A 12567-nucleotide genomic window follows, 5' to 3' on the forward strand; every position below is an offset into this window, starting at 1 on the left:
ACAGTCGACGGTGCGGGACCGGGTCTGGAATATTTGAGCAAAACGCGGACCACCGGAGGCGCTGGTGCGATGGAGCCCCTGCTTCCCCTGCTGGCTTCACGCCGTGCCGCTGCCCAGTCCCCAATCCAGCCCCAACTGGCATTCGGCGGCCTCCCTGAACCGCAGGCCCACGGTTCCCCCTTGCATGACAGCGCTGCATCCGCCAAACCGCCGGTGGCCCGGCGACGCAGCCGGGCTGCTGTCTCAGTTGCGCCAAGGGGAGCCAAGCCGATGCCCAAGAAGCCCGCCGTAAAGGATTACATCCGCACCATCGTCGACTTCCCGCACGAAGGAATTATGTTCCGCGATGTAACCACATTGTTTGCCGATCCGCGCGGCTTCCGCATGGCGATCGACCAGATGCTGCACCCCTATGCCGGTGAGCAGATCGACAAGGTCGTGGGACTTGAAGCGCGCGGCTTTATCCTGGGCGGCGCGATTGCGCACCAGCTGAGCGTCGGTTTTGTGCCGATCCGCAAGAAAGGCAAGCTGCCCGGCACCACCATCAGCCAAGAGTACAAGCTGGAATACGGCGAAGCGATTGTCGAAATCCATGACGATGCAATCAAACCGGGCGAGAAGATCCTGGTGGTGGATGACCTCTTGGCCACCGGCGGCACAGCAGGTGCGGGCATCAAGCTGATCGAGCGGCTGGGCGGCGAGATCGTGTCCTGCTCCTTCATCGTTGATCTGCCGGAACTGGGCGGCCGTAAACTGCTGGAAAGCATGGGCATGGATGTGCATGTGCTGTGCGAGTTCGACGGCCTCTGAGCAGGGGGCAGCCAGTATCCGGGCCGGCTCTCCCGCCGGTCAAACGCCAGTCTTTCGAATGGCTCTTCCCGTTGGGCATAGCCCTTTCCGGCCCTAACGGGCCTGAAAGGGCACGCCGCGTGGATGCGCGGCGCCGCGCCCAAAGCCGCCAGGCGGTCCGGCGCAGCCGGGCAGCCGCGGGTGCGGGAGCCCCCCTTTTTTTTCAGATTGATCAGCCCGTCTTCAGCACCGCCCCCGGGTTCATGATGCCATTGGGGTCCAGTGCCAGTTTGATCGCCCGCATCGCTGCCAGCCTGACTGGATCGCCGTAACGCTCCAGGTCGCCGGTCTTCATCCGCCCTACACCATGCTCCGCGCTGAAAGAGCCGCCAAAGGCGTGAACCAGATCATGCACGGCTTCCTTCACGGCACCGCGCAGGTGATCGTACTCTTCCCGCATGTGGCCCTTTGACGGGAACACATTGTAATGCAAGTTCCCATCCCCCAGGTGGCCGAAGCAGTTAATGCGGAAGTCGCCCAGGCCTGCAACAACCTCGCTGCCCCGTTCGATGAAGGCAGGAATATCCGAGACCGGCACAGAGATGTCGTGGCTGGAAACGGATCCGATTGCCTTGTTGGCCGCAGGGATGTTTTCCCGCACCGCCCACAGGGCCTGCCGCTGAGAGCCGGATTGGGCAATCACACCATCGCCTGCCAGCCCTGCTGCCGTTGCGGCTTCGAACAGCTCTGCCAGTGTCTCTTCCGGGTCAAGCCCGCGCGGCAGGCCCAGCTCGATCAGCACGCTCCATTCCGGCGCTTCGGCAAAAGGCTGGCGGATCTGCGGCAAGCAGTCCGACAGGAAGTCCAGCCCCTGCCGGTGGATCAGCTCGAAAGCACTGACCGCTTCGCCTGCGTGGTCACGGGCCAGCGCCAGCAGCGCAATGGCAGCGGCGGGGTCCTTTACCGTGAAAAACGCTGTTCCTTGGCTGACTGGTATCGGTGACAGCTTCAGCGCGGCGGCAGTGATCACCCCCAGCGTGCCCTCGGCCCCGATCAGCAGGTTCTTCAGGTCATAACCGGTGTTGTCTTTACGCAAACGGGACAGCCCTTGCCAGATTTCGCCCGTGGGCAGCACCGCTTCCAGCCCTAGGCAGAGGTCGCGCGCATTGCCGTAGCGCAGCACGTTGACGCCGCCCGCATTGGTCGAAAGGTTGCCGCCGATCCGGGCCGACCCTTCTGCCGCCAGGGACAAGGGAAACAGCCGCCCTGCCCCCTGCGCGGCTGTCTGGATATCCGCCAGAATCGCACCTGCTTCGGCAATCAGGACATTTTCCTGCGGATAAACCGAGCGGATTGCCGTCATCCGCTCCAGCGACAGCACCAGCGGCGCCGGACCGTCCGGCATTACCTGGCCGCCGACCAGGCCGGTGCCGCCGCCATAGGGCACAACCGGCACCCGGGCAGCATTGGCCTCGCGGATCAGGACCGAGACATGCTCCACTGTCTGCGGCAAGGCCAGAACCCCTGCCTGTCCCCGGTAGCGGCCGCGCGGTTCCTCCAGATACCGCGGCTCTGGCGGCCGCAGCACGCCTTCGGGCAGCTGGTTCGCAAGACGGATGGCAAAGGCAGTACCGGCGGGGTTCAAGCTCATGTCTCATCCATGCCGGAAGCCGCTCTGGCTGGCAAGGCAGGTCAGTCTTCTTCCAGCAGGTACTTTGGCTGCAGCACATGGATCGTCGGGCGGCTGGGCAGGCTGCGCAGCGACACCGTCAGCGTGCTGTTGCCTTCACTCACCACGTCAAACTCTGGGCCGATCCGGGCCAGGAACTGCTGCAATGACGCGCCGCTGAACCAATGCATCGGGATAATGACTGAGGAACGCAGCCGCCCCAGAACCTCCAGCATTTGGTCCAGCGGAAGGGTTATGCCGCCATCCACAGCGGCCATCACAACATCAAGCCGCCCCAGCGCCGCGAACTGTTCCGGCGTCGGCACGTGGTGGAGATGGCCCAAATGGCCGATGCAAAGGCCGGCCGCTTCGAAAACAAAGATTGAGTTGCCTTGCGCCACCACGCCGCCGAACATGTTGCGGATGTCGGTTGAGACATTGCGGATCAGCATTTCGCCAAGATCCAGATGGTGTTCTGCCCCGCTCCCTCCCGGCCCCCAGCCCCGCAGCACATGGGGAATGGCTGGATCGGGATGCGCAGTCCAGTGGGTTTCATGCGCGTGGTTCATGGTGACCACATCCGGGATCAGCGGCGCAGCGCCGGTGAAGCCGGTAAAATCGGTGACCACATTCAACCCGCCTTCGGTGCGCAGCAGAAAGGAGGCATGCGCGATATAGCGGATCTGCACGTTATCCTGCGCAACCGGGTCCTGCCAATTGGCTTTGTGCAGGTACTCGAGACCGGGCGTGCCCTGGGCCAATGCGATGCAGTGGCTTGCCCGGCGCTCCTGAGTTTGAGCGGCGGCGGCTCCGGAAAGCACCAAGGCGCAAGCAAGGGCGGGCAAAACGCGCATAGCAGTGGTTATAGGGCGCTGCCGCGATTCGTCAGCCCCGAGGGGGATCAATTGCAGGCAAAGCACCCGCCTGCACCGGCAGAATTGAACTTTCTGTCTTGTAACTGGTCGGGCGTCACCTAGGCGGAGTATAAACAGCGCACCAGCGACCGGCAGTTATTCCCGGAGAGTCGGCTTGGCTGTGATCAGGCCTGTCCCGTCAGTGTCTTGCCGCGCCGGTCGTGCCGCAGCGAAGCATACAGCACATGGGTTCGCCAGCGGCAGTTGATCTGCAAATAGGACTGGGCAACGCCCTCGTATTTAAAGCCGGATTTCTCCAGCAGCCCGCGGGATGCGTGGTTTTCCGGCAGGCAGGCGGCCTCGATCCGGCTGAGATCCAGCTTGCTGAAGGCGTGATGCACCACCGCGCCGATCGCTTCGCGCATGTAGCCGTGGCGGGCAAAGGGCAAGCCGGTCCAGTACCCCAGTGTTCCCGCCTGCGCCGGGCCGCGGCGGATGTTGTCCAGCGTGATCGCGCCCACCAGCATATTGTCGGCCCGCCGGATCAGGAACAGCGGCAAAGCCGTCCCCCCGGCCACTGATCGGCGGGCCCAATAGATCCTGTTGGTAAAGCTCTTGCGGCTAAGGTGGTCCGCAGCCCAGCTAGGCTCCCACGGCATCAGATATGGCTGGCTCTGCAACCGCAACGCTGCCCAGCTGTGAAAATCCGCATGCACCGGCGGCCTGAGGGTCAGGCGCTCGGTTTCAATGCGGACCTTGCGGCGGTTCAGCAGCATCAGGCGGCGCGCCTCTCCTGCAGCCTTTCCAGTGCCGGAGCGTCTGCCACCGGGCCATAGAGCGCAAGAGCCGCCGGGGCTGAAACCGCCATTTCCTCAGCCATGGCGCGCACTTCACCTGTGGTCACGGCCTCGATCCGTTCAACTGTGTGTTCCAGCGACGGCACCTTGCCCCAGATCTGCACCAGGCGGGCCAGACGTTCAGCCCGGTTCGACGGGCTTTCCAACCCCATCAGCATCCCGGCTTTCATTTGGGCGCGGGCGCGCTCGACTTCGGCCTCAGTCATGTCGTCCGCGGCGCGTTTCATCTCGTCGATGGTGATGCCCGCCAGCTCTTCCAGTTGCTCGCCGGAGGTGCCGGCGTAAACCGTCAGCGCGCCAGTATCGGCATAAGACCCGGCCTGCGCAAAGATCGTGTAGCACAGACCCCTTTTCTCGCGCACCTCCTGGAACAGCCGCGATGACATGCCGCCGCCAAGCGCGCTGGCATAGATCTGCGAGGTGTACATGGACTGGTCGCGATAGCTGGGGCCCTCAAAAGCCAGCGCAAAATGCGCCTGCTCCAGGTCTTTGACCTGCCGCGCCTCGCCGCCGGTGAACCGCGCACCTTCGGCGTTAAACTCGGGCCTTGGTACCATGTGGCCAAACATCTGCTCGGCGAGCTTCACCAGAACATCGTGATCGACACCCCCGGCCGCCGCCAGAATCATCTGGCCAGGGCCGTAATGTTCCGCCACGAAACCTTGCAGGTCTTCCCGGCTGAAGCTGCTGACGCGCTCTGCCGGGCCAAGGATAGTCCGGCCCAAGGGCTGGCCGCGGTAGCTTTCTTCCTGAAGCCAGTCAAAGATCACGTCATCCGGCGTATCCAGTGACTGGCCGATTTCCTGCAGGATCACCCCGCGTTCGACCTCGATCTCACGCTGATCGAACACCGGGTTCAGCAGGATGTCCCCGATCACATCCACCGCCAGCGGCACATCGTTCTTCAGCACACGGGCGTAATAAGCCGTCACTTCCCGCGAAGTGTAGGCGTTGATGTAACCGCCGACATCTTCGATCTCTTCCGCAATTTGCAGGGCCGTGCGGATCTTGGTGCCCTTGAAGGCCATGTGCTCCAGGAAATGGGCAATACCGTTCTGCTCAAGCCGCTCGTGGCGGCCGCCGGCGTTGACCCAGATCCCGACCGCCGCGGATTCCAGCCCCGGCATATGTTCGGAGACGACGCGGAACCCGTTGGCGAGTGTGTGCTGCTGAACTGTCAATTCGCGATGTTCTTTCTGATGTGATCCTCGAGGGCGGCGAGATCATTGGCGATCCGGGTCACCCGTTCCGGCCTGTCATACAGATCCGCCATGCGCGGGGGAAGAGGCGGATGGATGCCGCTTGCATCTTCGACCGCCGCCGGGAATTTTGCCGGGTGCGCCGTGGCCAGCGTGATCATCGGCACCTCTGCCGTGCGGAGCTCATTCGCAACCTTCACAGCCACGGCGCCGTGCGGGCACAGCAGCTCGCCCGAGGCGGCCAGTTCGGATTTGATTGTCGCCAGCGTTTCGTCTTCGGAAGTGCGGCCCGAGATGTAGGTCTCGCTCAGCGCCTGCATCGCGCCTTGGGAGACGTCAAAGCCGCCGGTCTTCAGCTCGTCCATCAGCTGGGCCACGGCGCCGCTGTCCTGGCCGTAAGCGTAGAACAGGGCGCGCTCGAAGTTCGACGACACCTGAATGTCCATCGACGGCGAGATCGAGGGCTGGGTATCACCCTTGTAGTAGCCCTGCCCCGACAGGCAGCGGTGCAGGATGTCGTTCTGGTTGGTGGCGACCACCAGCTGGTCGATCGCCAGGCCCATCTGCTTGGCGATGAAGCCTGCAAAGATGTCGCCGAAGTTGCCGGTCGGCACAGTGAAGCTCACCTTGCGCTGCGGCGCGCCGAGCGACACGGCAGCGGAGAAATAGTAGACCACCTGCGCCAGCACCCGGGCGATGTTGATCGAGTTCACCCCGGCCAGCTTGACGCCGTCGCGGAAATCGAAGTCGTTGAACATGTCCTTCACGCGGGCCTGGCAGTCATCAAAATCGCCATCGACGGCCAGCGCGTGCACGTTGGCGTCCCGCGGCGTTGTCATCTGGCGGCGCTGCACCTCGGAGACCCGGCCATGCGGATACAGGATGAACACATCCACATTGCTGAGGCCGCGGAAAGCTTCCATGGCGGCTGAACCGGTATCGCCGGAGGTGGCGCCTGCAATGGTCACCCGGTCGCCGCGGCGCTCAAGCGCTGCCTGGAACAGCTGGCCGATCAGCTGCATGGCGAAGTCCTTGAACGCCAAAGTGGGACCGTGGAACAGCTCCAATAGGAAATGATTGGGCGCCAGCTGTTTCAGCGGCGCGCGGGCCGCGTGGCCGAAGCCCTGATAGGCGCGGGTGATGATGGCGCGGAATTCTTCGTCAGTGAAACAATCACCGAGGAAAGGGCGCATCACGCGAAAGGCAGTTTCCTCGTAGGAGAGACCGGCCAGTGCGGCGATGTCAGCCTGGGACATCTGCGGAATTTCGGCCGGCACATAAAGACCGCCGTCACGGGCAAGCCCGGTAAGCATCGCGTCTTCAAAGGTCAGCTCGGGCGCTTGGCCCCGGGTCGAGATATATTTCATCGCCTTGGCTCTCTAGAAATTGGCGCGGTTGCGCCGCAGGAAATAGACAGTCATCGCAGCCCAGATGAAGGCCAGCGAAAACCAGGTGATCGCATATTGCAAGTGGTTGTTGGGGATGGTTCTGGTGCTGATCCCCATCGGCTGGACATTTTCCCCAATAGGCTCGCGGGAGATCACCAGGACCGGCTCTGTCTTTAAAACGGCGGCCATCTCGTCCACATCGCGTGCGTACCAGAAATTTTCAGCCGGATCATTCCGCGGGGTGAAACTGTCGCGCTCATCCGGCCAGTGCAGGTTTCCCGCAACATGGACCGGACCGGTGCTGCGCTGCGCGTCCTTCTCGGTCTCGGTCACGAAACCGCGTTCCAGCAGGATACGGCGGCCTGTCTTGTCTTCCGTCAGGGCCTGAATGATCCGGAAGCCGGCGCCGGTTTCCTTGGAGCTGACCAATAGGTGCAGTTCCGGCCCCGAAACGGTCCCCAACAGATCCACGGCTTGGTATTTATGCTCTGCCGCGTTGGGGGCAGCAGGCAGGGGGACAGGCAACCCGGCCAAACGGGAGAGAATGTCTTCGATGACCTGCTCTTTCCACGCCAGCCGCTGCAGCTGCCAGGTTCCAAGGCCCAGCAGGATCGCGATTCCCAGACCGCTGACCACAACCAAAAAACCGACATGCCGCATCCGGGCTGCTCCGCTTCAACAGTAAAGGCGCGCAGAGCTTGCTGCCCTGCGCGCCTTGCTCATTAAGGTCTGTCTGCGGTTTTTGGAACCGCAATCATGTAACCATTACAATCCGCCTGTTACAGGCCGGAAGTGCCCCAGATGTAGACGGCGACAAACAGGAACAGCCAAACGACGTCTACGAAGTGCCAGTACCAGGCTGCAGCCTCAAAACCGACGTGCTGTTCTGGTGTGAAGTCGCCCTTCATCGCACGGATCAGGCAGACGGTCAGGAAGATGGTGCCGATCACAACGTGGAAACCGTGGAATCCGGTTGCCATGAAGAAGTTCGAGTAGAATTCATCGCCGCCGAACTGCCAGCCTTCGTGCAGCAGGTGGGCGTACTCGTAGCCCTGCAGGAAGGTGAAGGCGATGCCGAAGAGGATGCCGATGGACAGGCCCTGGATCAGCGCCTTGCGGTCGTTGTTGTGGACCAGCGCGTGGTGCGCCCAGGTCACGGCACAGCCCGACAGCAGCAGGATCAGCGTGTTGATCAGCGGCAGGTGGAACGGGTCAACCGCATAGATTTCCGGTGCCACATATTCGGTACCGGCATAGGTCTCCATCGGGTAGATGGCATGTTTGAAGAACGACCAGAACCAAGCGAAGAAGAACATCACCTCGGACATCACAAACAGGATGAAACCGTAGCGCAGACCAATGCGCACAACAGTGGTGTGGTCGCCGACCTTGCTTTCGGCGACAACTTCGGACCACCAGGCAAAAGCCGAGTAGAGAACTGCCACAAGGCCGATCCAGAACATCCAAGCAGTGATCGCGTGCATCCAGAGCACACCGCCAACCAGCATGATAAATGCGCCTAGCGCGCTTGCCAGCGGCCAGATCGACGGCGGCAGAATATGATAATCGTGATTTTTAGCGTGCGCCATTCAAGTGTCCCTCACCAAAGCGGCCTAGTTCGTGGTTGCGCCTGCCCCGGTGTTATCCCCGGTGTCGAGGGCTGCGTAACCCTCGGGCAGATCGATTTCATGAAACGTGTACGAAAGCGTGATCGTATGCACGTATTTTGCGTCCCGGTCATCGATGATTTCCGGGTCGACGTAGAAAGTCACGGGCATCTGCACCCGCTCCCCCGGCTGAAGCACCTGCTCGGTAAAGCAGAAACAGTCGATTTTCTCAAAGAAATACCCGGCCTGATAGGGCGTCACGTTGTAGGACGCCTGACCGGCAACGGGGCGGTCGGTCGGATTGTAGGCCTCATAGAAGGCCAGTCCGGTATCGCCCAGCTTCATCTCCATCTCGCGCTGCGACGGTTTGAATTCCCACGGCATGCCGCGTTGTTTGGAACCATCGAAACGGACGGTGATGGTCTGATCCAGAATGGTGTCGGAGCCGGCATTGGCGACTTGTGTGACACCGCCATAGCCGGTCACCCGGCAGAACCAGTCGTAAAACGGCACCGACGCCCAGGACAGGCCGCCCATCAGGACAACCACGCCCACCAGCTGGAAAACGGTTTTCTGCGGTCCCTGCAACGCCATCAGTTCTGCTCCCCCTGAGCATCCGGGAATTTAAAAGTGGCCGAGGTCACCTTGACCATGGTCAGTGCCATGACCAGCACCACAAATGCAGCGAGAAGGATGCCCACGCCCTTGTTCAAGCCGGAGCGCCGCTTGTGCAGCTCGTGTTCCTTGCGCAGTGCCATCTTACCAGCCTCCCAGGCCGTAGGGCTTCAGCAATGCTTCAGCCAGGATCGCACCGAAATGCAGGAACAGATAGAGCAGCGACAGTTTGAAGAAGCTGCGCTCCACCTTGAAGTTGTCGCCTTCCGAGTCGTCTTCATCGCGGCGGGTGATTTTCCAGGCGCCGTGCAGGAAAAGCGCATTCATTACCAGCGCTGCCGCCAGATACAACGGGCCGCCGATGCCGGAGAAGGCAGTGCCAATGGCCAGGAGCGCCAGCAGGACAGTGTAAACCAGAATATGGGCACGGGTGGCGCGGCGGCCGTGCGTAACGGTCAGCATCGGCACGCCGGCATCGTCATAGTCCGACCGCATGAACAGCGCCAGCGCCCAGAAATGCGGCGGCGTCCACATAAAGGTGAGCAGGAACATCAGCCAGGGTTCAACCGACATGGTGCCGGTGGCGGCAATCCATCCGATCACCGGCGGGAAGGCCCCCGCTGCACCGCCGATCACGATATTCTGCGGCGTCGCGCGCTTCAGCCACATGGTGTAGACCACCACATAAAAGAATATGGTGAAGGCCAGGAACGCCCCGGCAAAGACGTTGGCGGCCAGCGCCAGCATGATCACCGACAGGCCCGACAGCGCCAGTCCCAGTGCCAATGCCTCGCCCGGCTCGACCTTGCCAGCGGGGATCGGGCGGCCCTTGGTGCGCTTCATCACCTTGTCGATGTCCGCGTCCCACCACATGTTGAGCGCCCCGGACGCACCGCCGCCGATGGCGATAAACAGGATGGCACAGAAGCCAATCACGGGATGCACACCAACCGGGGCCGCCAGCAGCCCGACCAGAGCCGTGAACACCACCAGCGACATGACACGGGGCTTCAGCAGGGCGAAGTAATCGCCAAAGCTGGCCTCGTCCTCATAGGCCCGGCTTGCGTTGATGCTTGCGTCGCTCATCTTCAGTCCTTTGGCGGCAACAGATGCGCAACGCTGCGCACCCTATTCTTTTGACTATACCATACGAAGCCTCTTCAAGCTCCGTATGGCTAGTTCTCAGTTGGAGGCGACCTGATAGGCCTGCGGGAGGCCCGCGTATTCTGCCTTGGCGCCTTCCAGCCAGGTGTCGTATTCTGCCTGTGTTACAACCTTGACGGTGATCGGCATATAGGCATGGTCCTTGCCGCACAGTTCGGAGCATTGGCCGAAGTAGATGCCTTCTTTGCCTTCCTCAACGTTGAACCACAGCTCTGCCAGACGGCCGGGAACCGCGTCCTGCTTTACGCCGAAGGCCGGAATGGTCCAGGAGTGGATCACATCAGCCGCCGTCACCTGCATCACAACGGTCTTGCCCGAGGGCACCACAACGGCAGTATCGGTGGCCAGCAGCCATTCATCTTCGGCATAGCCGTTTGCAGCCAGCTGATCCTTGGGCAGCAGGAAGCTCTCGAAACCGAATTCATGGTCGGTGTATTCATAGCCCCAGTACCACTGGTAACCGGTCACCTTGATGGTGAGGTCGGCTTTGGGGATTTCCTGCTGGGCAAACAGCTGCGGCAGCGAGAAGGAACCGATGAAAACCAGCACCAGGATCGGGACAATGGTCCAAGCGATCTCAACCGGGGTGTGGTGGGTGAACTTGGCAGGGGTCGGATTGGCCCGCTTGTTAAAGCGGACAATGGCGTAAACCATCAGACCGGCAACAAAAACACAGATCACGGTGATGATCACCAGGATCATGTAATCCAGTTTCTGCAGGCCATCAGCCAGCGAAGTCGCCGCCGGCTGGAAGTTCAGGCCGCCGTTAACCGGCTTGCCAATGGTTTCCAGACCTTCTTGCGCCATTGCTGGAAGGCTTGAAAGGCCGGCGAAAAGGCCCGAAAGCATCAAAGCGTTTTTCATGTTCTGTCCTGATCGTTTGATCGCATTGTTCCTGCGGCAGTACGAATGCGGGGGAATCATTGATTCCCACAAAACGCACCAGCCCCGTTGTCTTTGACGCCGCTTAAAATCATATTCGGGCGTACAGATAAAGAGGCAGGCAAGCGTCAATCCGTCGCTTTCTTGATTTAGATCAAAAAAATCCGAGGACCGTGCTATGGAAACCCCCGCATTTCGCCCGTTTGAAACCGCGCTCCCCGAGGAGGAGGCCCACGCCTGCCTGCGCGATGCGCTGAATGGTGCGGAGGACGGGGAGATTTTTGCAGAACGCCGCAAGTCGGAAGCGCTGTCCTTTGATGACGGGCGGCTGCGCAGCGCCAGCTATGATGCCTCCGAAGGCTTTGGCCTGCGGGCGGTAAACGGGGATGTGGCAGGGTATGCGCATTCCACCGATGTCTCCATCGGGTCGCTGAAGCGGGCGGCAGAAACGGCCAAGCTGGCGGTGGGAAACGGCGGCGGTACCTATTCGGATGCCCCCCAGGCGACCAATGCCAAACTCTACACCGATGCCGATCCGATCAGCGCCATGCCGTTTCCGGTGAAGGTGGAGACACTGCGCGAGGTTGACGCCTATGCGCGCGATTTGGATCAACGGGTGGTGCAGGTTTCAGCGTCTTTGGCCGCCTCGCTGCAGGAGGTGGAGATCCTGCGCGCAGACGGGGTGCGGGTGCGCGACATCCGCCCGATGGCGCGTTTCAACGTGTCGGTGATCGTCGAAAAGGACGGCCGCCGCGAAAGCGGCTCCGCAGGCGGCGGCGGGCGGCTGGGTCTCGACGGGCTGGTCGACCCCAAGAACTGGCAGGCACAGGTGCACGAGGCGCTGCGCATTGCGCTGGTGAACCTCGATGCGGTTCCTGCTCCGGCGGGCGAAATGGATGTCGTGCTTGGTCCCGGATGGCCCGGTATTCTGCTGCACGAAGCGATCGGCCACGGGCTGGAGGGCGACTTCAACCGCAAGGGCTCGTCCGCCTTTGCCGGCCTGATGGGCAAGCAAATCGCCGCCAAAGGGGTCACCGTGCTGGACGACGGAACCATCCCGGACCGGCGCGGCTCGATCACCGTGGACGACGAAGGCACGCCCAGCCAGAAAACCACGCTGATCGAGGACGGCGTTCTGGTCGGCTTCATGCAGGACCGCCAGAACGCGCGGCTGATGGGGGTTTCCCCCACCGGCAACGGGCGGCGCCAAAGCTATGCCCATGCGCCGATGCCGCGGATGACCAATACTTATATGCTGGGCGGCGGCGCCGACCCCGGCGATCTGGTGGCAGGTATCAAGGACGGCATCTGGGCAGTGGGGTTTGGCGGCGGCCAGGTCGACATCACCAATGGCAAATTCGTGTTCTCCTGCACCGAGGCCTACAGGGTGAAGGACGGCAAGCTCGGCGCACCGGTTAAAGGCGCCACGCTGATCGGCGACGGCGCTACCGCGCTGCAGCAGATTCGCGGGCTTGGCAATGACATGGCGCTGGACCCCGGCATGGGCAATTGCGGCAAGGCAGGCCAATGGGTCCCGGTCGGC

General features: G+C 61.9%; 13 protein-coding genes. 2 read left to right on the forward strand and 11 right to left on the reverse strand.

Annotated elements, in window-relative coordinates; translation table 11 throughout:
- Nucleotides 1-270 precede the first annotated feature (270 nt).
- Nucleotides 271-810, forward strand: a complete 540-nt coding sequence (locus VOI29_RS16560) for an adenine phosphoribosyltransferase (protein ID WP_323781031.1) — start codon at nt 271-273, stop codon at nt 808-810.
- A gap of 211 nt (nt 811-1021) precedes the next feature.
- Here the strand turns inward: VOI29_RS16560 and VOI29_RS16565 are convergent, their stop codons facing one another.
- From VOI29_RS16565 to coxB, 11 genes are all read right to left on the reverse strand, one after another.
- A complete protein-coding gene (locus tag VOI29_RS16565) occupies nt 1022-2440 on the reverse strand; it encodes an FAD-binding oxidoreductase (RefSeq protein ID WP_323781034.1) in 1419 nt (472 codons plus the stop codon).
- A gap of 41 nt (nt 2441-2481) precedes the next feature.
- On the reverse strand, nt 2482-3312 hold the full coding sequence (locus VOI29_RS16570; RefSeq protein ID WP_323781037.1) for an MBL fold metallo-hydrolase: 831 nt from the start codon (nt 3310-3312) through the stop codon (nt 2482-2484).
- Nucleotides 3313-3497: 185 nt separating this feature from the next.
- Complete coding sequence (locus VOI29_RS16575) at nt 3498-4088, reverse strand: GNAT family protein (protein ID WP_323781040.1); 591 nt, start codon at nt 4086-4088, stop codon at nt 3498-3500.
- Nucleotides 4088-5350 carry a pitrilysin family protein gene (locus VOI29_RS16580; RefSeq protein ID WP_323781043.1) on the reverse strand — a complete coding sequence of 421 codons (1263 nt, stop codon included), beginning with the start codon at nt 5348-5350 and terminating at the stop codon, nt 4088-4090. Before VOI29_RS16580 ends, VOI29_RS16575 begins: the two co-directional genes overlap by 1 nt.
- On the reverse strand, nt 5347-6735 hold the full coding sequence (thrC, locus tag VOI29_RS16585) for a threonine synthase (RefSeq protein WP_323781046.1): 1389 nt from the start codon (nt 6733-6735) through the stop codon (nt 5347-5349). Before thrC ends, VOI29_RS16580 begins: the two co-directional genes overlap by 4 nt.
- A gap of 12 nt (nt 6736-6747) precedes the next feature.
- A complete protein-coding gene (locus VOI29_RS16590) occupies nt 6748-7416 on the reverse strand; it encodes an SURF1 family protein (RefSeq protein ID WP_323781049.1) in 669 nt (222 codons plus the stop codon).
- Between the two features lie 119 nt (nt 7417-7535).
- A complete protein-coding gene (locus VOI29_RS16595; RefSeq protein WP_323781052.1) occupies nt 7536-8345 on the reverse strand; it encodes a cytochrome c oxidase subunit 3 in 810 nt (269 codons plus the stop codon).
- A 24-nt stretch (nt 8346-8369) separates the two neighbouring features.
- Nucleotides 8370-8957, reverse strand: a complete 588-nt coding sequence (locus VOI29_RS16600; protein ID WP_323781054.1) for a cytochrome c oxidase assembly protein — start codon at nt 8955-8957, stop codon at nt 8370-8372.
- Nucleotides 8957-9121, reverse strand: coding sequence for a hypothetical protein (locus VOI29_RS16605; protein ID WP_024090954.1), 165 nt, complete (start codon nt 9119-9121; stop codon nt 8957-8959). Before VOI29_RS16605 ends, VOI29_RS16600 begins: the two co-directional genes overlap by 1 nt.
- Before the next feature lies 1 nt (nt 9122).
- On the reverse strand, nt 9123-10064 hold the full coding sequence (gene cyoE / locus VOI29_RS16610; protein ID WP_323781057.1) for a heme o synthase: 942 nt from the start codon (nt 10062-10064) through the stop codon (nt 9123-9125).
- Nucleotides 10065-10160: 96 nt separating this feature from the next.
- Nucleotides 10161-11006, reverse strand: coding sequence for a cytochrome c oxidase subunit II (gene coxB, locus VOI29_RS16615; protein ID WP_323781060.1), 846 nt, complete (start codon nt 11004-11006; stop codon nt 10161-10163).
- Between the two features lie 196 nt (nt 11007-11202).
- On the opposite strand from coxB, the gene VOI29_RS16620 reads away from it, so the two are divergent.
- Nucleotides 11203-12567, forward strand: a 1365-nt coding sequence (locus VOI29_RS16620; RefSeq protein WP_323781063.1) for a TldD/PmbA family protein, incomplete at its 3' end; no start/stop codon positions are given.

The organism is Leisingera sp., from assembly GCF_034669605.1.
Taxonomy (GTDB): domain Bacteria; phylum Pseudomonadota; class Alphaproteobacteria; order Rhodobacterales; family Rhodobacteraceae; genus Leisingera.